18 protein-coding genes are annotated in these 18,581 nt (G+C 50.1%); 17 read left to right on the forward strand and 1 reads right to left on the reverse strand.

Translation table 11 applies throughout. The features are described 5' to 3' along the window. Positions 1 to 11 precede the first annotated feature (11 nt). From AUC31_RS06245 to AUC31_RS06300, 12 genes are all read left to right on the forward strand, one after another. On the forward strand, positions 12 to 407 hold the full coding sequence (locus AUC31_RS06245) for an Asp23/Gls24 family envelope stress response protein (RefSeq protein ID WP_058380877.1): 396 nt from the start codon (positions 12 to 14) through the stop codon (positions 405 to 407). A gap of 165 nt (positions 408 to 572) precedes the next feature. Further along, complete coding sequence (nusB, locus tag AUC31_RS06250; RefSeq protein WP_058383644.1) at positions 573 to 962, forward strand: transcription antitermination factor NusB; 390 nt, start codon at positions 573 to 575, stop codon at positions 960 to 962. A gap of 17 nt (positions 963 to 979) precedes the next feature. Beyond that, positions 980 to 1,855 (forward strand): bifunctional methylenetetrahydrofolate dehydrogenase/methenyltetrahydrofolate cyclohydrolase FolD, encoded by an 876-nt coding sequence (gene folD / locus AUC31_RS06255; protein WP_058380876.1) that lies wholly within the window; start codon positions 980 to 982, stop codon positions 1,853 to 1,855. 72 nt (positions 1,856 to 1,927) lie between these two features. Beyond that, entirely contained in the window at positions 1,928 to 3,280 is a 1,353-nt protein-coding gene (gene xseA, locus AUC31_RS06260; RefSeq protein WP_058380875.1) for an exodeoxyribonuclease VII large subunit, read from the forward strand. Next, positions 3,281 to 3,517: an exodeoxyribonuclease VII small subunit gene (xseB, locus tag AUC31_RS06265; RefSeq protein WP_058380874.1), complete on the forward strand. Its 237-nt coding sequence runs from the start codon at positions 3,281 to 3,283 to the stop codon at positions 3,515 to 3,517. Continuing rightward, entirely contained in the window at positions 3,514 to 4,392 is an 879-nt protein-coding gene (locus AUC31_RS06270) for a polyprenyl synthetase family protein (protein ID WP_058380873.1), read from the forward strand. The genes xseB and AUC31_RS06270 overlap by 4 nt, the downstream gene beginning before the upstream one ends. Positions 4,393 to 4,486: 94 nt before the next feature. Then, a complete protein-coding gene (dxs, locus tag AUC31_RS06275; protein WP_058380872.1) occupies positions 4,487 to 6,397 on the forward strand; it encodes a 1-deoxy-D-xylulose-5-phosphate synthase in 1,911 nt (636 codons plus the stop codon). Beyond that, complete coding sequence (locus tag AUC31_RS06280) at positions 6,394 to 7,239, forward strand: TlyA family RNA methyltransferase (protein ID WP_058380871.1); 846 nt, start codon at positions 6,394 to 6,396, stop codon at positions 7,237 to 7,239. The genes dxs and AUC31_RS06280 overlap by 4 nt, the downstream gene beginning before the upstream one ends. A gap of 175 nt (positions 7,240 to 7,414) precedes the next feature. After that, positions 7,415 to 7,864: a transcriptional regulator AhrC/ArgR gene (gene ahrC, locus AUC31_RS06285; RefSeq protein WP_058380870.1), complete on the forward strand. Its 450-nt coding sequence runs from the start codon at positions 7,415 to 7,417 to the stop codon at positions 7,862 to 7,864. Positions 7,865 to 7,882: 18 nt separating this feature from the next. Then, positions 7,883 to 9,580 carry a DNA repair protein RecN gene (gene recN / locus AUC31_RS06290; protein WP_058380869.1) on the forward strand — a complete coding sequence of 566 codons (1,698 nt, stop codon included), beginning with the start codon at positions 7,883 to 7,885 and terminating at the stop codon, positions 9,578 to 9,580. A gap of 33 nt (positions 9,581 to 9,613) precedes the next feature. Then, positions 9,614 to 10,366, forward strand: a complete 753-nt coding sequence (gene spo0A / locus AUC31_RS06295; protein WP_058380868.1) for a sporulation transcription factor Spo0A — start codon at positions 9,614 to 9,616, stop codon at positions 10,364 to 10,366. A 199-nt stretch (positions 10,367 to 10,565) separates the two neighbouring features. Next, a complete protein-coding gene (locus AUC31_RS06300) occupies positions 10,566 to 11,297 on the forward strand; it encodes a glycerophosphodiester phosphodiesterase (protein WP_058380867.1) in 732 nt (243 codons plus the stop codon). Between the two features lie 70 nt (positions 11,298 to 11,367). Here AUC31_RS06300 and AUC31_RS06305 read toward each other — a convergent pair whose 3' ends face one another. Continuing rightward, positions 11,368 to 11,604 carry a DUF2627 domain-containing protein gene (locus AUC31_RS06305; protein WP_058380866.1) on the reverse strand — a complete coding sequence of 79 codons (237 nt, stop codon included), beginning with the start codon at positions 11,602 to 11,604 and terminating at the stop codon, positions 11,368 to 11,370. Between the two features lie 128 nt (positions 11,605 to 11,732). Between AUC31_RS06305 and AUC31_RS06310 the strand changes: the two genes are divergently transcribed. The 5 genes from AUC31_RS06310 to lpdA all read left to right on the forward strand — a co-directional run bounded on the left by AUC31_RS06310 (position 11,733) and on the right by lpdA (position 18,577). Beyond that, positions 11,733 to 13,775, forward strand: coding sequence for a sigma-54 interaction domain-containing protein (locus AUC31_RS06310; protein ID WP_058380865.1), 2,043 nt, complete (start codon positions 11,733 to 11,735; stop codon positions 13,773 to 13,775). Positions 13,776 to 13,906: 131 nt separating this feature from the next. Further along, a complete protein-coding gene (gene yqiS / locus AUC31_RS06315; protein ID WP_058380864.1) occupies positions 13,907 to 14,815 on the forward strand; it encodes a phosphate butyryltransferase in 909 nt (302 codons plus the stop codon). Positions 14,816 to 14,911: 96 nt separating this feature from the next. After that, the gene (locus tag AUC31_RS06320) at positions 14,912 to 16,012 is read left to right on the forward strand and encodes a Leu/Phe/Val dehydrogenase (RefSeq protein WP_058380863.1); all 1,101 of its coding nucleotides are present in this window, start codon (positions 14,912 to 14,914) and stop codon (positions 16,010 to 16,012) included. A 28-nt stretch (positions 16,013 to 16,040) separates the two neighbouring features. After that, a complete protein-coding gene (gene buk / locus AUC31_RS06325; protein WP_058380862.1) occupies positions 16,041 to 17,126 on the forward strand; it encodes a butyrate kinase in 1,086 nt (361 codons plus the stop codon). A gap of 23 nt (positions 17,127 to 17,149) precedes the next feature. Beyond that, positions 17,150 to 18,577: a dihydrolipoyl dehydrogenase gene (gene lpdA / locus AUC31_RS06330; protein ID WP_058380861.1), complete on the forward strand. Its 1,428-nt coding sequence runs from the start codon at positions 17,150 to 17,152 to the stop codon at positions 18,575 to 18,577. Positions 18,578 to 18,581 lie beyond the last annotated feature (4 nt).

Consider the following 18,581-nt stretch of genomic DNA (forward strand, 5'->3'; position numbering starts at 1 on the left):
GGAACATTCAAATGGCTGAAAAAGTAATCCCATATGTAAAAATGAAATCACCCGGTGCTCAGGATCTCGGGAATATCGAAGTTGCCTCGGAAGTGTTGGAAATTATTGCCAGTATCGCTGCGACTGATATCGAAGGTGTTGCCAGCATGCGCGGCAATTTTGCCTCAGGCGTCGTTGAACGTTTGGGCAAAAAAGTCCATGGCAAAGGCATCAAAACCGAACTGTCGGACGAAGGCTTGGCGATCGACGTCTATTGCGTTATCGATTATGGCGTATCGATCCCGAATACTGCCAAGAAAATCCAGGAACAAGTCCGCCAGACCTTGGAGACCATGACTTCGCTGCAGACGCAGGAAGTGAATGTGCACATTACCGGTATACATTTCGACAATCCTCAAGTGGACTGATAAGCAGGCTGCCCGGACATGCTGATGCATGTGTCGGCCAGCCTTCTTTTTTATGGATGCGCTGCGCCCGCGGTGATTTGTTGGAACATTTCAAACTTGGAAGTTCCGCGCGATTACCTGTATAATGGGGGGATAATCAGCTTGAAAAAGGAGACCGGAATTATGATGAAACGACACGAAGCACGGGAAAAAGCGCTTCAGACGCTATTCCAGCTCGATGGAACCGAATTAACGATTGAAGAAGCGATGGAACATGTCATGAACGGGGAAACCGACCAGTTCTATAAATTGCTGGTAGAAGGCACCAACAGCAAGCAACAGGAAATCGATGAAAAACTAAAAGGCCATTTGGAAAACTGGTCGCTCGAGCGCTTGCCGAAAGTCGAACGCACCATTTTGCGCATGGCTGTTTTCGAACTTGAATATATGGATGATGCGCCGAGCCGCGTCGTCTTGAACGAAGCAATCGAATTGAGCAAGACCTTCGGGGACGATAAATCAAGCCGTTTCGTCAACGGCGTTCTTTCGAAATTCACTGACCAAACTGCGAACTAATCATTGGAGGAATCTACGTGACTGCTGAATTGATTGATGGAAAAGCCGTAAGCCTGAAAATTAAAGAGCGAGTGCAACAACGTGTAGAGAAACTGAAAACAAACGGAATCACCCCTGGCCTGTCGGTCATTTTAGTGGGCGATGATTCCGCTTCGCAAACGTATGTCAAAAACAAAAAGAAAACTTGCGAATCACTCGGCATGCGTTCAGATCTTCATTTATATCCTGCTTCACTGACCGAGCAGGAACTGCTTAAAAAAATTGATGAACTGAATAACGACCCGGACATCCACGGCATTTTGGTGCAATTGCCGCTTCCTGCCCAGATCGATGAATTCAAGATCATCACGGCAATCGCTCCCGAAAAGGACGTCGATGGCTTCCACCCGATTTCCGTCGGCAATTTGATGATCGGCAAAGACACCTTTTTGCCATGTACGCCCCACGGGGTGATGGTGCTCCTTGAGCATTACGGCATCGATCCTGCAGGCAAGCATGCCGTCGTCATCGGCCGCAGCAATATCGTCGGCAAGCCGGTCGGCCAGCTGCTGCTGCAAAAAGATGCGACCGTGACCTATTGCCATTCAAAAACACCGGATTTGAAGGCGATGACCCAGCAGGCGGACATCATCATTGCCGCCATCGGCCGTGCGAAATTCATCGGAGCAGACCATATCAAAGAAGGCGCAGTCGTCATCGATGTCGGCATGAACCGTGACGAAAACGGCAAGCTGTGCGGCGACGTCGATTTCGAGGCGGTGCGCGAGCGGGCAAGCTTCATCACGCCTGTACCGGGCGGCGTTGGACCGATGACCATCGCGATGCTGATGGAAAATACGTTGCTGTCGGCTGAAAAAGGATTATCAAAAGACAAAGCTAGCGAAAGCGTGTAAAATGAATAGCAAATAGAGCTGTTTTTCGAAAGAAAGACAGCTTTTTACTTTCTATAGACAGGGGTTGACATTTTGGCGACCGACCCGTACTTAAGTGTTGCAGCATTAACGAAATACATAAAAAAGAAATTCGATGCCGACCCTCATTTGCGTGATGTCTACGTAAAAGGGGAGCTATCGAACGTAAAAATCCATACGAGCGGGCATATCTATTTCACGTTGAAAGACCAGAAAGCACGCATGCCGGCGGTGATGTTCTCAGCGAAGGCAAAATCGATGAAATTCCGTCCAGAAAGCGGCATGACCGTCCTGATCCGCGGAGATATCTCTGTGTATGAAGCATCGGGACAATACCAATTATATGCCCAATCGATGCAGCCCGACGGCATCGGCGATTATTATTTGGCGTTTGAACAATTAAAGGAAAAGCTCAGCAAAGAAGGCTTATTCAATGCTGCGCATAAACAGCAACTGCCTCAGTTTCCTGAAAAAGTCGCAGTCATCACCGCACAAACAGGGGCAGCGGTGCGTGACATCATCACGACGCTCAGGCGCCGTTACCCGCTTGCGCGAATTGTGCTGTTTCCGACATTGGTGCAAGGCCAGGGAGCCGTCCAGTCGATCGTCCAGTCCATCCAACAAGCGAACCGCACAGACAGTGACGTTTTGATTGTCGGGCGGGGCGGCGGTTCGATTGAAGACCTGTGGGCATTCAACGAAGAAGCAGTGGCGCGGGCGATTTATGATTCGGCCATTCCGGTCATCTCGGCGGTCGGTCACGAAACGGACACGACGATCGCCGATTTTGTAGCCGATTTGCGCGCAGCCACCCCGACAGCCGCAGCAGAGCTCGCGGTGCCGAGCCGCATCGAGTTGCTCGAGCGCGTCATGGGGCAGCGCCAAGTGATGTTCAGGCTCTTGTCGAACGATTTGGAACAGCGCCGCATCCGACTGACGCAGCTGCAAAATTCCTATCCGATGGCCTATCCAGACCGGCTCTACCGCCCCTTCATCGAACGCATCGAGCGGGCGACGGATGCACTGCAGCGCGAGACTGTGTTGACGGCCAGGCGTTCAAGAGACCGGTTGGCTATGCTTTCGCGCCAATTGGAAAATCGCAACCCGTCTGACCGCATCCGCCAAGCAGAACGTGATTTAGCCAGTCTTGGAGATCGGCTCGACCAGCGCATCACACAAGTTTTCCGTCAGCGGGACCAGCAATTAAAGTCTGCGATCCGTACGCTGGATGCGCTCAGTCCGCTAAAAATCATGGACAGGGGCTATGCGATTCCGTTCAAAGAAGGCGGAGTAGTGAAATCGGTTGGCCAGCTGAAACGCGGCGACCGGCTGAGCCTTTCATTGAAAGACGGGGAAGTCGAGACCGTCATCGAAGCGATCAACCCAAAAGATAAGGAGCGCGACTAAATGGCAGAAAATAACATGATGTTCAACGACGCAATGGAGCAGTTGGAGGAAATCGTCAAGCTGCTCGAACAAGGCGATGTGCCGCTCGAAGAAGCACTGACGCTTTACCAAAAAGGCATGGAGTTATCGAAGCTGTGCCACGATAAATTGAAAAATGCCGAAACCCAGCTGGTGACAATGATGAAAGATGGAAAAGAAGTGCCTGCTGAAATCGAAGGGGAAGGGAATGCACAATGAACTTAAAACAATTCAGAACCCATTATGAACCGGTCATCCAGCAGGAGATGGCGGAATTGATTAGCGGATTGGCCATTCCCGAATCCTTGAAGGAATCGATGCATTATTCGCTTCAGGCAGGGGGCAAGCGCATACGCCCGATGCTTGTGCTCGCCACTATGCATGAACAAGGCGCAGCCCATCCGGATGCTTTGAAAGTGGCGGCTGCAATTGAAATGATCCATACATATTCCTTGATCCATGATGATTTGCCGAGCATGGACAACGATGACTTGCGGCGCGGGATGCCGACGAACCATAAAGTGTTCGGGGAAGCTGTCGCCATTCTTGCGGGAGATGCTCTGTTGACGTTCAGCTTTAGCATCATGGCGCGTCTGGACGATGTTTCTGCAGAAGACAAAGTGCGCCTCATCGACTTATTATCGACAGCGGCCGGTGCAGAAGGCATGGTCGGCGGCCAAGTACTCGATATTGAAGGAGAAGAAAAGCAGCTGGGCTTGGAGCAATTGGAGCAAGTGCATTTACTCAAGACCGGCGCGTTATTGACCTACAGCATCATTTCAGGAGCCATCCTCGCAGGAGCCAGTTCCGAGCAATTGGTGGCGCTTTCAACATTCGGCCGCCATCTCGGATTGGCGTTCCAGATCCAGGATGATATCTTGGATGTCACCGGCACTTCCGAAGAGCTCGGGAAAACGGCCGGCAAAGACGAAACGAGCGAGAAAAGCACGTACCCTGGCATCTTGACCTTGCCGAAAGCGAAAGAAAAATTGGATTACCATGCGCAACAAGCGCTAGATGCGCTAGATGGGCTTCCTGGCCAACAGCAGCTATTGAAGGAATTGACCGAGCTGATCGTCCAGCGAAAAAGCTGAAATTAGGGCTCTTGTTTGTACATTTGCCCAGTCTTGCTATAATATGGGGAGACAACAATACAGGAAAATATAGAAAAAAGGTGTGTGATGGCAAATGGATCTTCATTCGATAACTGGTCCATCTTTCCTAAAAGAGCTGAATCCCGAGCAATTGGAGCTCTTAAGTGAAGATATCCGTCGATTTCTCATAGAAAATCTTTCGAAAACCGGTGGCCATATCGGCCCGAACCTCGGCGTAGTGGAATTGACGATTGCACTTCACCGTGTTTTCAACAGCCCCGACGACAAATTGATTTGGGATGTCGGGCATCAGTCTTATGTCCATAAAATTTTGACAGGGCGTGCAGATCAATTCGATACGCTGCGCCAGTTCAAAGGCCTGTGCGGCTTCCCGAAACGCAACGAAAGCGATCACGATGTCTGGGAAACCGGCCATAGCTCGACTTCCCTATCTGCGGCAATGGGCATGGCGGCAGCACGCGATATTAAAAAAGACAAAAATTATGTCATTCCGATCATCGGCGATGGCGCATTGACTGGCGGCATGGCGTTTGAGGCGCTGAACCACATTGGTCACGCGCAAACCGACATGACCGTCATCCTCAACGACAACGAAATGTCGATCGCACCGAATGTCGGGGCGCTACATAGCGTTCTTGGACGCATGCGGACGGCCGGGAAATACAATAAAGTCAAAGACGACCTTGAATACTTGCTGAAAAAAGTACCGGCAGTCGGAGGCAAGCTCGCTTCAACGGCAGAGCGCGTCAAAGACAGCCTCAAATATTTGGTCGTTTCCGGCATGTTCTTCGAAGAGCTTGGATTCACCTATCTCGGCCCGATTGACGGGCATGACCTCGAGGAGCTTGAAGACAACCTGGAATACGCTAAGAAAACAAAAGGACCTGTTTTGCTTCACGTCATCACGAAAAAAGGCAAAGGCTATTTGCCGGCTGAACAGGATAAAATCGGCACATGGCACGGAATTGGGCCGTATAAAATGGAAACAGGCGATTTGGTGAAATCTTCCTCCACTGCTCCTTCTTGGAGCGGTTTGATCGCCGAAACCACTCGCAAGCTTGCCCGCACCGATGAGCGCATCGTCGCCATCACGCCGGCAATGCCTGTTGGGTCGAAATTGGAAGGATTTGCCTCTGAGTTTCCTGAGCGCATGTTTGACGTGGGAATCGCTGAACAGCACGCGACCACAATGGCTGCAGGACTTGCAACGCAAGGCATGAAGCCGTTCCTGGCAATCTATTCGACATTTCTCCAGCGCGCGTATGACCAAGTGGTCCACGATATTTGCCGCCAGAACTTGAATGTCTTTATCGGCATCGACCGCTCGGGGCTTGTCGGAGCGGATGGCGAAACGCATCAAGGCGTTTTCGATATCGCCTTCTTGCGCCATCTTCCGAACATGGTCTTGATGATGCCAAAAGACGAAAACGAAGGGCAGCACATGGTCAAGACGGCAATCGATTACGATGGCGGCCCGATTGCATTGCGCTATCCACGCGGCAATGGCCTAGGAGTGCCAATGGACGATGAGCTGAAGGCAATTCCGATTGGCAGCTGGGAAGTGTTGGAAGAAGGAACGGATGCTGTCATTTTGGCATTCGGCACGACGATTCCGATGGCGCTTCATGCTGCCGAGCAATTGCGTGAAGAAGGAATCCAGGTAGAAGTCGTCAACTCACGCTTCATCAAGCCGCTGGACGAAGAAATGCTTGCATCGATTTTCAGCCGCAAAGTGCCGGTTCTGACAATCGAGGAAGCGGTCTTGCAAGGCGGTTTCGGCAGTGCGGTTCTCGAATACGCACACGACAATGGCCACGAAGGCGCGGTTATCGACCGGATGGGCATTCCGGATCTCTTTGTTGAACACGGTGATGTTGCTGAGTTGATGGACGAAATCCATCTCAACAGCGACGAAGTGGTCAAACAAGTGAAACTGCGTGCAAAACAAAATTCACAACAGCAGGAGCGGTCGAACGCTCTATGAATAAAGTGAAAAAAGAACGGGTGGATGTCCTGCTAGTCGAGCGGGGCATTTGCGAAACACGTGAAAAAGCCAAGCGTGCCATCATGGCTGGAGTGATTTTCTCTGGAACTGAACGCCTTGAGAAACCCGGCGAAAAAATCCCTGAAGATGCGCCGCTTGAAAAAAAGGGCAACGATCTGCGTTACGTCAGCCGCGGGGGCTTGAAACTGGAAAAAGCGCTCGCTGAATTCGATGTTGCAGTGGAAGGCAAAATGATGCTCGATATCGGTTCATCGACCGGTGGATTCACCGATTGTGCATTGCAAAACGGTGCCCGCCATGGTTATGCGCTCGATGTCGGCTATAATCAACTGGCTTGGAAAATTCGGCAAGATCCGCGTGTCACCGTTATGGAACGCACCAACTTCCGCCACTCGAAACCTGAAGATTTTCGGGAAGGCTTGCCGGAAGTAGCGACCATTGACGTTTCCTTCATTTCGCTGCGCATTATCCTGCCGGTGCTGAAAACCATTTTGATCCCGGGCGGCGATTGCATTGCGCTCGTCAAACCACAGTTTGAGGCGGGGCGTGAGAAAGTCGGCAAAAAAGGCATCGTCCGCGATCCGAAAGTTCATCAGGAAGTGCTGCAAAAAGTGGCTGCCTATGCAATCGACTGCGGTTTCGAAGTCAAGGCGATGACCCATTCACCAATTACCGGCGGTGAAGGCAATATCGAGTTTTTATTCCATCTTGTTTCCAACGAACAGGCAACAAAAAGTGAATTGCCGGATGCGCATTCGTTCGCTCAAACGGTGGAGCGTGCCCATTTAGCATTCAAGGAAAAAAACACACAATCCGATTAACCGGGCAGGGGAATTTATTCCCTGCCTTTTTTCTGTCTGGCCAACGAAAATGAGTGAAGCTTGCCCATAAGGGGTAAATAGTTCTAGTGGGGCCAGGAAGTTTCCTTGTTTTCAAAACGGTTTAGAGGTACGATATAAAGTATATGGAATAATTATTCACTCAAGGGGGAGCACCATGAATAAAGGACAACGTCATATCAAAATCCGCGACTTGATCTCAAATCGCGAAATCGAAACGCAAGATGATTTGGTCGACTTATTGAAAGCTGCGGGCTATGAAGTGACGCAAGCAACCGTTTCTCGCGATATCAAGGAACTGCATTTAGTGAAGGTCCCATTGCAAGACGGCCGCTATAAATACAGCTTGCCGGCGGACCAGCGTTTTAACCCGATGCAGAAACTGCACCGTGCGCTCACCGATGCGTTTGTCAGCATCGATGGGGCCAGTCATTTTCTGGTCATGAAAACCTTGCCGGGCAATGCCCATGCGATCGGTTCGTTGATCGACCATTTGGATTGGGAAGAAATTTTAGGGACCATCTGCGGAGATGATACGTGTTTGATCATTTGCCGTGATGTAGAACACCGCGAAGTGCTGAAACAGCGTTTGATTGAAATGCTTTAATTAAAGAGGTGGATGTATATGCTGCGAGAATTGGATATCCGCAATTTTGCGATTATCGATACATTATCGGTCAGTTTTACAGAAGGCATGACAGTTCTGACAGGGGAAACCGGTGCCGGGAAGTCGATCATCATCGATGCCGTGCACTTACTAGCCGGAGGGCGAGGAAGCCAGGAATTCATTCGCCACGGGGCCCAAAAAGCTGAAATCGAAGGCTTGTTCCAGATCGAGAGCGAAAAGCATCCAGTCCATAAAAAACTGGAGGATTTCGGGATTCAGGCGAGCGACGGGGATGTTTTGCTGCGCCGCGAGCTGAATGGCAAAGGAAAAAACGTTTGCCGCATCAATGGTAAACTGGTGACCATTTCCATTTTGCGTGAAGTGGGGGCCGCGTTGATCGATATCCATGGCCAGCACGAGACGCAGGAATTGATGGATGAAAAGCAGCATCTTCATCTATTGGATCAATTTGCCGGGAAACTTCTAACCAAAGCCAAAGAAGGCTATAGCCATACATTTGAAAAATACACGAAATTAAAGCGTGAATTTGCCAGCTATAATGAAAACGAACAGCAGATCGCACAGCGCATCGACTTGCTGACGTTCCAATTGCGTGAAATCGAAGAAGCCCAGCTCGTGCCTGGGGAAGAAGAAACTTTGCTGGAAGAACGCAAGCGACTGCAGAATTTCACCAAAATCTTCGAGTCGATTTCACAAGCCCATGAAGCGATTCAAGGGGAGTCGAAGGGGCTCGATTGGGTCGGCAATGCGATGAGCGAACTTGAACACGCAGCAGCAGTCGATGAGCAGTTCCAAGAAGCGTCGGAATCGGTTGCCGGGGCCTTTTATCAACTTCAGGACACGTCAACTGAAATCAAGCGCATTTTGGACCAGCTGGAGTTCGACCCGGAACGGCTTAATGAAATCGAACAGCGCCTGGCATTATTGCAATCCTTGAAGCGCAAATACGGCGCATCGGTTGAGGACATGTTGTTGTATCAGGAAGAGCAAGCGGACGAGCTCGATAAATTGCTCAACCGCGACCAACGCCTGCGCCTTGACCAGGAGAAACTGAAGGAATTGACCGAGGATTTGCGCATCGAAGCGGAAGAACTAACGATGCTGAGAAAACAAGCGGCAGCCAAATTATCGAAAGCGATCATGGAACAGTTAAAAGAGCTCCATATGGGTAAAGCCTCGTTTTCGGTGCAATTCAACTTGCTGCCAAAAGGCAAATTCGACCGTTTCGGCCAGGACAGCATCGCATTCCATATTTCGACGAATGTCGGGGAGCCGTTAAAGCCGCTGACAAAAGTCGCATCAGGCGGTGAATTGTCGCGCATGATGCTCGCATTGAAGACAATTTTTTCCAAGCACCAAGGCATCACATCGATCATTTTCGATGAAGTCGATACGGGAGTCAGCGGGCGTGTAGCGCAGGCGATTGCCGAGAAAATCGCTGCCATTGCCCGCCATTCCCAAGTGCTGTGCATTTCCCATTTGCCTCAAGTCGCAGCCATGGCAGATCAGCATCTGTTTATCGAGAAAAAAGTATCAAAAGACCGCACGACCACATCGGTGAAAGAACTGGCAGGGCGCAAGCGCACTGAAGAAATGAGCCGTATGCTGTCAGGGGCGGAAATCACCGAATTGACCTTGCAGCATGCTGATGAATTACTGACTTTGGCGAGGGACCGGAAGCTGTTGATGAAATAAGGGTCCGGAGCCTGTATTTTAGGAGAGAAAAATATGGAGAAAATAAAAATCGCCATTGCCGATGACAACCGAGAGCTTGTCGAATTGATGACCGAATTTCTCGAATCACAGCCGAATATGGAAGTGGTGGGCGTTGCGTACGATGGCAGGGAATGCATCGGTATACTGGAACAGACCGAAGCGGATATCTTGCTGCTCGACATCATCATGCCGTACCTCGATGGGATTGCCGTGCTTGATGTCTTGCGTTCCGATGAGCGTATGAGCAAGATCCACGTCATTATGCTTTCTGCATTCGGCCAGGAATCGATCATGAGCCAAGCAGCCGATTATGGGGCTTCCTATTTTATCATGAAACCTTTCGAAACTGAGCGCCTGGTCGTCCAGATCAACCACATCATGAAAAATGGCGACCAAACAGCGAAGAGCGGCATGGTGACAAAAGACGAGCTCATTACCTTGAGATTGAAAGACATCGGCGTGCCGCCTCATTTGAAAGGCTATATGTATTTAAAAGCGGCGGTGTCGATCGTCGTGGATGAACCTTCTGCGCTTGGCAAAGTGACGAAAGAGCTGTATCCGAAAATTGCTTTGAAATTTGATACGACGGCAGCACGGGTCGAAAGGTCGATCCGCCATGCCATCGGGCAAGTGTGGGTGCGCAGCGAATCCGTAGCCCACATCGCAAACGTCTTTGGCTATAGTGAATCGCACCTCCAGTCGAAGCCGTCCAATTCTGAATTCATCGCCATGATCGTCGACAGTCTCGGCACGCAAGAACAATAATATGCACGAACCGGCGCCTGGAATGGGTGTCGGTTTTTTTTGCGCGATAGCGCGCCAATAATAAATGTATTAAACTACATAAGGTAATAGAAGGAAAACAAAAAACCGCCAACAAGGAAGCCCAACACTTGCAGCCAGTTCATGACATGATAAAATTAATGATTAAAGCTAGGTCCTATCCAGAAAAGGGGAGGAAGCTATGTCTGAAATTGAAATTTATGCGCATCGTGGTGCCTCGGGGCATGCACTCGAAAATACATGGCGGGCGTTTGAATTGGCTCATCAATTGGACGTCGGCATCGAGCTGGATATCCAGATGACACAGGACGGCATTGCGATCATTTACCATGACGATCAATTAAAACGATTGGCCGGTATGCAAGCGGATATTTATGAAATGTCGTATGAATCGCTGAAGTCGCTATCGATCCGCAAAAGGTTCAGGCGCTTCGGGCGCCATTCGATTCCACTAGCTTATGAAGTGATCGACTGGGCGAAAAAGAAACATATTCCCTTGAACGTTGAATTGAAAGCGTCCGTTGCCAGCCATCCAGAAGGGCCTGAAATCGTCTGCGCTTTGCTAGAAGGGGTGGAAGATATCCATCTTTCCTCATTTGACCCAGAGCTTCTTCGAAAGATGAAGAGCTTGTTGCCGCACGTGGAAATAGCATGGATTTTAAAACGCGCCGTGCAGTGGAACGAACTGGAGAATTGCCAGTGGCTCGACAGCTTTCACTTCCATAAGAGGTTTCATAAGCCAAAATGGCTAGAACCGATTGCCAAGCTCGATAAACCGGTACGTCTTTACGGCATATCGGGAAATGAGCGCTTTCTGCGAAGTCTTCATCCTTCGGTTAAAGGGATCATCACAGACTATCCTGCACGCGTAAAAGCTGTATGGGCGCAGGAAACCACCAAATTACAACCGTAACAACGGAAAAGAACGCCAGGAACCTTAGTCCCTGGCGTTCTTTTTAATTTGTTCAAATGCCTGCAGTCATTTAACGCTTTTGGAACCGTTCGGACACATTGCCTTTTTTACGGTCGCGGTTCAATAGAAATCCAGCGAAGAAGCCGATGCCAATTATTGTAAAAAGCGTCCCGAGCGTGAATTGCATCCAAAGAGCCGGATACGGTTCGAGCAATTTATTAAAAAGGGTATCCCGCATTAATTTGATGCCGTAAGCGGCCATGACGCCGGGAATGAGCAAAATGATAAATGCAATCAATCGTCCCATCTATTCCACATCCTTCATGTTCCATTGTTTCCAATCCACTCAAAGTTGTCAAGAATTGTCCCCTGCGGTAGTCTAGAAATATGTGTGCAGTCCATTGCACGAATCGCAGCGGAAAGGTTTGAAGAGAATTGCAAAAAGTGATCATTATCGGCGGCGGCATCGGAGGATCCGCTATCTTAAAACTGCTTGTTGAGTCTGGTTGGTTTCATGTCGAAGGAGTCGCGGATATCCATGCGGATGCCCCGGCATTGAAAGAAGCCGAAAAGTTCCGCATTGCCACCGGCACCGATTATCGGGAGTTGCCGAAAACGGTCGACATTGTCTTTAATGTAACCGGCGACGATGACTTGACTCAGCGGCTGCGCCGCTATTATCCTCCCCGGACCGTCATTATCCCGGGCAGCGTCGCGAACATCTTCGTTCGCCTGATGGATGAAAAAGAGCATTACATCAACCGGCTGAGCAACGAGAGCCATAAAGGATCGATCATTTTCAATTCAATCGATGAAGGCATGGTCGGCATCGACCTCGACAACCATATCAACTTCATCAACCGCAGTGCCGCACGCATGCTTTCGGTCAAGCAGGATGAAGCCATCGGCCGCCATATCCACGAATTGATTTCGATGAGCGAATTGCCAAGAATCATTGAGACCGGCAGGACAGAATTAAACCGGGAGCTCGAGCTGAGAGACGGATCGAAAATCGTCACGAGCCGTTTCCCGATGATCGATGAAACGGGCGAATTGATCGGTGCGTTCGCCGTGTTCAAAGATATTACAGAAGTGGTTTCACTCGCTGAAGAAATTACCGACTTGAAAGAAATCCAGACAATGCTGCAAGCGATCATCCAATCCAGCGACGATGCCATTTCAGTGGTTGACGAAAAAGGCAACGGCTTGCTTGTCAATCCAGCCTATACGCGAATCACGGGACTTGAGATGGAGCAAGTGATTGGCCGGCCGGCATCTGCGGATATCTCGGAAGGTGAAAGCATGCACTTCAAAGCCTTGCAAACCCGAAAGCCGGTGCGCGGGGTCAATTTAAAAGTCGGCCCGGCCAAACGGGAAGTCATCGTCAATGTTGCACCAATCATTGTCGACAATCAGCTGAAGGGGAGCGTCGGGGTCATCCATGACACGACGGAAATTCGCTCGCTCATGAAAGAGCTGGACCGGGCGAGGAGCATCATCCGGACGCTAGAGTCGAAATATACATTCGACGACATCATCGGCTTGTCCCCTGAAATGCAATTATCGCTGCAGCAAGCGAAACTCGCCGCACAGACGCTTGTGACGGTACTGCTGCGCGGGGAGTCGGGAACGGGCAAGGAATTATTTGCTCATGCAATCCACAGCGCAAGCGAGCGCCAATTCAATAAATTTGTCCGCGTCAATTGTGCGGCGGTATCGAGTGAACAGCTCGATGCCGAATTGTTTGGCTACGAGGAAGGTGCGACGATCGAACACAGGACCGGAGCGAAACGCGGTTTATTGGAAGAGGCAAACAACGGCAGCATCTTTCTCGATGAGATCGGGGAATTGTCACCGCAGATCCAAAGCAAATTGCTGCGCGTATTGCAAGAACACGAAACGATGCGCATCGGCGGGACCAAGCCGATCCCAGTCAATGTCCGTGTCATCGCTTCGACCAATGCCAATATGGAAAAAGCGCTGCTTGATGGGACCTTCCGTGAAGATTTGTATTACCGGCTGAACCGCATGCCGATCTTGATTCCCCCGCTGCGCAGCAGGAAACAGGACATTCCGCGCATCGTCGACCGGCTGCTGTTGAAGCTTAACCAGGAATACGGGCGCAACGTCGAAACTGTTTCGGAGAAAGCTGTGCAATTTTTGAAAATGTACGATTGGCCAGGCAATGTGAGGGAACTGGAAAACATTTTGAGCCGCTCGATGATCTTTATGCAAATGAACGATAAAATAATGACAGAAGAACATATCCCCTTGAACATGCTGAAGGCTAAAGAAGCGAAGAACGAAGTGGTCATCCCGGCATCTGCGCCTTTACAGGAACAATTGGAAACAGTTGAACGCGGCATCCTTCACCGTGCACTCGAAGAGGCGAAAGGGAACAAATCAAAAACAGCCAAGCAGCTTCAGATTTCCTTGCGTACTTTATACTATAAATTGGAAAAATTCGGACTACTATAGGGTTTTGCAACTCTTTGCAAGGTTTTGCAAGAATTTGCAAAGAGAACTGCCGTATTTTGCAAATAAAACGCTTACATCCCTTATATCTCAGGCTTTCATCTGTTTTAATTAAAAAGAATGAGGTGATAGACATGACCACTTTGCAGAACATCGTCGATGAAATCGACTTGCAAGAAGAACACGCCGTCGCAGTGGCAGCTGCTGCTGACCACGCAGTAATGGAAGCCATTTCATTAGCGCTCGACCAAAACCTCGCAAGCTTTCATCTATACGATGACGAAGCAACATTGAAGCAATTAATCGCAGCTGATTTCCCGCATTTGAAAGGCCATCCGAAACTGATGCTCCATCACGTTAAAGGGCCAAACCTAGCAGCTAAAGAAGCAGTTCGTGCGGTCTTCATGAACGACGCCAGCGTCTTGATGAAAGGCCATATCCCGACCGCAACTTTGATGAAAGCGGCACTTAACGCGGATTACGGCCTTCGCACAGGCTCGGTACTGTCCCATGTGGCAGCTTTTGAAGTCGAAGGCTATGACCGGCTCATTTTCGTCACAGACGCCGGTATGAACCTCGAACCGTCGCTTCAGGAAAAAGCACAGATCATCCGCAATGCCGTTCAAGTGGCGCGGGCGACTGGCGTCGATTTACCGATCGTAGCGGCGCTGGCGGCGGTGGAAGTCGTCAATCCAGCAATGCAGGCAACTTTGGATGCTGCAGCACTGACCGCCATGAACAAACGCGGCCAGATCACCGATTGCATCGTTGACGGGCCACTCGCCTTGGACAATGCAATCTCTGTCGAAGCGGCAAAGCATAAACGCATTGAAGGGGATACGGCGGGGCACGCAGACATTTTGCTAGTGCCAAATATCGAAGCCGGCAACATCCTCTATAAATCGCTCGTCTATTTTTCCAAAGCCAAAGTCGGCGGCATCATCGCGGGTGCTAAAGCGCCGATCGTGTTGACCTCGCGCGCCGACAGTGCAGAAAGTAAATTATTTTCCCTCGCTCTAGCCTTGCGCTCAGCGACTTTATAAAAAGCAGCATCTATACAAGGGGAATCTTGCCGAATGACTGCTTTTAACCGGATCTATATAAAACTATAAAGCTTACATTATTAGGAGGAATTTACGATGGAAATTTTCAAAAAGATGGAAGAACACGATTACGAGCAATTGGTATTTTGCCAAGATAAAAACTCTGGGCTAAAAGCCATCATCTGCATCCACGATACAACGCTTGGGCCAGCACTTGGCGGTACGCGCATGTGGAACTATGAAACAGAAGAAGAAGCGATTGAAGATGCGATCCGCCTTGGCCGCGGCATGACATACAAAAACGCAGCAGCAGGACTCAACCTTGGTGGCGGCAAAACCGTTATCATCGGCGATCCGTTGAAAGACAAAAACGAAGAAATGTTCCGCGCTTTCGGCCGTTTCATCCAGGGCTTGAACGGGCGCTATATCACAGCTGAAGATGTTGGAACGACTGTTGCTGACATGGACATGATCCACGAAGAGACAGATTTCGTCACAGGCATCTCGCCAGCATTCGGTTCATCAGGAAACCCATCCCCAGTGACTGCCTACGGTGCGTACATCGGCATGAAAGCAGCTGCGATGGAAGCTTACGGCGACGATTCACTTGAAGGCAAAACAGTAGCTGTACAAGGCGTCGGAAACGTCGCTTACCCGCTATGCGAGTACTTGCACAAAGAAGGCGCGAAATTGATCGTCACTGACATCAACAAAGAAGCGGTCCAGCGTGCTGTTGAAGCATTCGGCGCTACAGCTGTCGAGCCAAACGAAATCTATTCAGTGGATGCGGATATCTTCGCACCGTGTGCAATGGGTGCCATCATCAACGATGAGACGATTCCACAGTTGAAAGTGAAAGTGGTCGCAGGATCTGCGAACAATCAATTGAAAGAACAGCGCCACGGCGATGAACTCGAAGCACGCGGCATCGTTTACGCACCGGACTTCGTCATCAACTCGGGCGGCGTCATCAACGTAGCGGATGAGCTTTACGGCTACAACAACGAACGAGCGATGAAACGCGTCGAAACGATCTACGACAGCATTACACGCATTTTCGAAATCGCCAAACGCGACGGAATTCCAAGCTATATCGCAGCTGACCGCATGGCGGAAGAACGCATTGAGCGCGTACGCAACTCAAGAAGCCAGTTCTTGCGCAACGGACATGGCCACGACATTTTAAGCAGACGCTAAGATTGAAGGAAGAAACGGAGGAATCGATGTGCAAAAACAGCTGAATCGAATTCTGGTCATTAACCCCGGCTCAACTTCGACAAAGATCGGCGTTTTTGACAACGATGTCCAGATCCTTGAAAAGACTATCCGCCACTCGACTGAAGAGTTGGCGGATTTCCCTGCCATTATTGACCAGTTTCAATTTCGGAAACAAAATATATTAGAAGCGCTTGATGAGGAAGGCATGAACGTCTCGAAACTTTCGGCCGTATGCGGAAGAGGCGGATTGCTGCGCCCGATCGAAGGCGGTACCTACGCTGTCAACGAAGCGATGCTCGAAGACTTGCGTGAAGGCTATTCTGGCCAGCACGCTTCCAATCTTGGCGGGATCATCGCCCATGAAATTGCCGAAGGGCTCAACATCCCGGCATTTATCGTCGATCCTGTCGTTGTCGATGAATTGTCGCCCATCTCGCGCATTTCAGGCTTCTCATTGATTGAACGAAAATCGATTTTCCATGCCCTGAATCAAAAGGCAGTGGCCAGACGCTACGCCAAAGAAACAGGGCGTGCTTATAAAGATTTGCGCCTTATCGTTACACATATGGGCGGCGGCATCACGGTCGGAGTCCATGAAGATGGCAAGGTCGTCGACGTTAATAACGGCTTGCATGGCGACGGTCCTTTCAGTCCCGAGCGGGCAGGAACCGTTCCGGCGGGCGATTTGGTCGAATTGTGCTTTTCCGGGCAATATTACCGCCACGAAATCATGAAAAAACTAGTCGGGCAAGGCGGACTAGTGGGCTATCTTGGCACGAATGATGCCGTGACGGTCGAAAAACGCATCCAAAAAGGCGATAAGGAAGCAGCGCTGATTTACGATGCGATGGCTTATCAAGTCGCCCGGGAAATCGGTTCTGCAAGTGCTGTGTTAAAAGGTCAGGTCGATGCCATCATCTTGACGGGCGGACTGGCTTACGGTAAAGATTTCGTTAAAGCGATTTCAGATCGGATTTCCTGGATTGCCGACGTCGTGGTTCATCCCGGCGAAAACGAACTGCAAGCGCTCGCAGAAGGCGCCAGCCGGGTTCTTGACGGTGAAGAACAAGCACGAATCTATCCAAACGGTTAATCATTCCAAAGGAGGAATACCCAATGGCTCAAAATTACGATGTCGTCATTCTAGGCGGCGGTACGGGCGGCTATGTAGCGGCTATCCGCTCAGCACAGCTCGGCCTCAAAACTGCGATTGTCGAAAAGGGCAATCTGGGCGGCACTTGCCTGCACCAAGGCTGCATCCCGAGTAAGGCATTGCTCCGCAGTGCGGAAGTGTATGCAACGACAAAGAACCATGCTGCCGATTTTGGCGTCAATACCGGTGAAGTATCGCTTGATTTCTCGCGTGTCCAAGCGCGTAAGCAAGGAATCGTCGACCAGCTTCATGCAGGCGTACAAGGCTTGATGAAAAAAGGCAAAATCGATGTTTACGAAGGCATCGGCCGCATTCTCGGCCCATCGATCTTCTCGCCAAACCCGGGGACCATTTCCGTTGAAATGAACAACGGGGAAGAAAACGAAATGCTCATCCCGAATAACGTCATCATCGCAACAGGTTCACGTCCGCGGACATTGCCGGGCCTTGATATCGATGGAGAGTTGGTCATGAGTTCTGAAGAAGCACTTGCGTTGACCGAACTGCCAAAATCCATTTTGATCGTCGGAGGAGGCGTCATCGGAATCGAATGGGCTTCAATGCTCAACGATTTCGGCGTCGAAGTAACGGTTCTCGAATACGCAGACCGCATCGTGCCGACTGAAGACAAAGACATTTCCAAAGAAATGCAGAAGCTATTAAAGAAAAAAGGCGTAAAATTCGCAACTAGCGCGAAAGTCTTGGCGGAAACCGTTGAAAAAGGCGATGGCCAAGTATCGATCCAAGCCGAAATCAACGGCAGCAACGAAACGTTCACTGCAGAAAAAATGCTGGTATCGGTCGGGCGCCAAGCTAATGTGGAGAATATTGGGATTGAAAACACGGATATCCTCATCGAAAAAGGCTTTATCCAGGTGAAGAATACATTCCAAACAAAAGAATCCCATATTTACGCAATTGGCGACGTCATCGGCGGCATGCAGCTTGCGCACGTAGCTTCTCACGAAGGCATTACTGCGGTTGAGCATATTAAAGGCAATGCGCCACATGCCATCAACTACGACCTTGTGTCACGCTGCATCTATTCGAATCCCGAAGCGGCAAGTGTCGGTATTACGGAAGACCAAGCGAAAGAGCAAGGCTACGATGTGAAAACCGGAAAATTCTCATTCAAGGCGATCGGCAAAGCGCTGGTCTACGGAGAGTCGGATGGTTTCGTGAAAATCATTGCAGACAAAGAAACAAACGATATCCTTGGCGTCCATATGATCGGGCCGCATGTGACGGACATGATCTCAGAAGCCGGGCTTGCCATGGTACTTGACGCAACGCCTTGGGAAATTGCAGAGACAATCCACCCTCATCCAACGCTTTCAGAGGTCATGGGCGAAGCAGCACTAGCGGTAGACGGCAAAGCGATCCATAGTTAAAGGA

This window comes from Planococcus rifietoensis (assembly GCF_001465795.2).
GTDB lineage: Bacteria > Bacillota > Bacilli > Bacillales_A > Planococcaceae > Planococcus > Planococcus rifietoensis.

What these genes read in the sequence shown, in the direction of transcription:
- AUC31_RS06245 (WP_058380877.1), top strand. Translation starts at nt 12, where the DNA reads ATGGCTGAAAAAGTAATCCCATATGTAAAAATGAAATCACCCGGTGCT.
- nusB (WP_058383644.1), top strand. Translation starts at nt 573, where the DNA reads ATGAAACGACACGAAGCACGGGAAAAAGCGCTTCAGACGCTATTCCAG.
- xseB (WP_058380874.1), top strand. Translation starts at nt 3,281, where the DNA reads ATGGCAGAAAATAACATGATGTTCAACGACGCAATGGAGCAGTTGGAG.
- AUC31_RS06270 (WP_058380873.1), top strand. Translation starts at nt 3,514, where the DNA reads ATGAACTTAAAACAATTCAGAACCCATTATGAACCGGTCATCCAGCAG.
- dxs (WP_058380872.1), top strand. Translation starts at nt 4,487, where the DNA reads ATGGATCTTCATTCGATAACTGGTCCATCTTTCCTAAAAGAGCTGAAT.
- AUC31_RS06280 (WP_058380871.1), top strand. Translation starts at nt 6,394, where the DNA reads ATGAATAAAGTGAAAAAAGAACGGGTGGATGTCCTGCTAGTCGAGCGG.
- ahrC (WP_058380870.1), top strand. Translation starts at nt 7,415, where the DNA reads ATGAATAAAGGACAACGTCATATCAAAATCCGCGACTTGATCTCAAAT.
- recN (WP_058380869.1), top strand. Translation starts at nt 7,883, where the DNA reads ATGCTGCGAGAATTGGATATCCGCAATTTTGCGATTATCGATACATTA.
- spo0A (WP_058380868.1), top strand. Translation starts at nt 9,614, where the DNA reads ATGGAGAAAATAAAAATCGCCATTGCCGATGACAACCGAGAGCTTGTC.
- AUC31_RS06300 (WP_058380867.1), top strand. Translation starts at nt 10,566, where the DNA reads ATGTCTGAAATTGAAATTTATGCGCATCGTGGTGCCTCGGGGCATGCA.
- AUC31_RS06305 (WP_058380866.1), bottom strand. Translation starts at nt 11,604, where the DNA reads ATGGGACGATTGATTGCATTTATCATTTTGCTCATTCCCGGCGTCATG.
- yqiS (WP_058380864.1), top strand. Translation starts at nt 13,907, where the DNA reads ATGACCACTTTGCAGAACATCGTCGATGAAATCGACTTGCAAGAAGAA.
- AUC31_RS06320 (WP_058380863.1), top strand. Translation starts at nt 14,912, where the DNA reads ATGGAAATTTTCAAAAAGATGGAAGAACACGATTACGAGCAATTGGTA.
- lpdA (WP_058380861.1), top strand. Translation starts at nt 17,150, where the DNA reads ATGGCTCAAAATTACGATGTCGTCATTCTAGGCGGCGGTACGGGCGGC.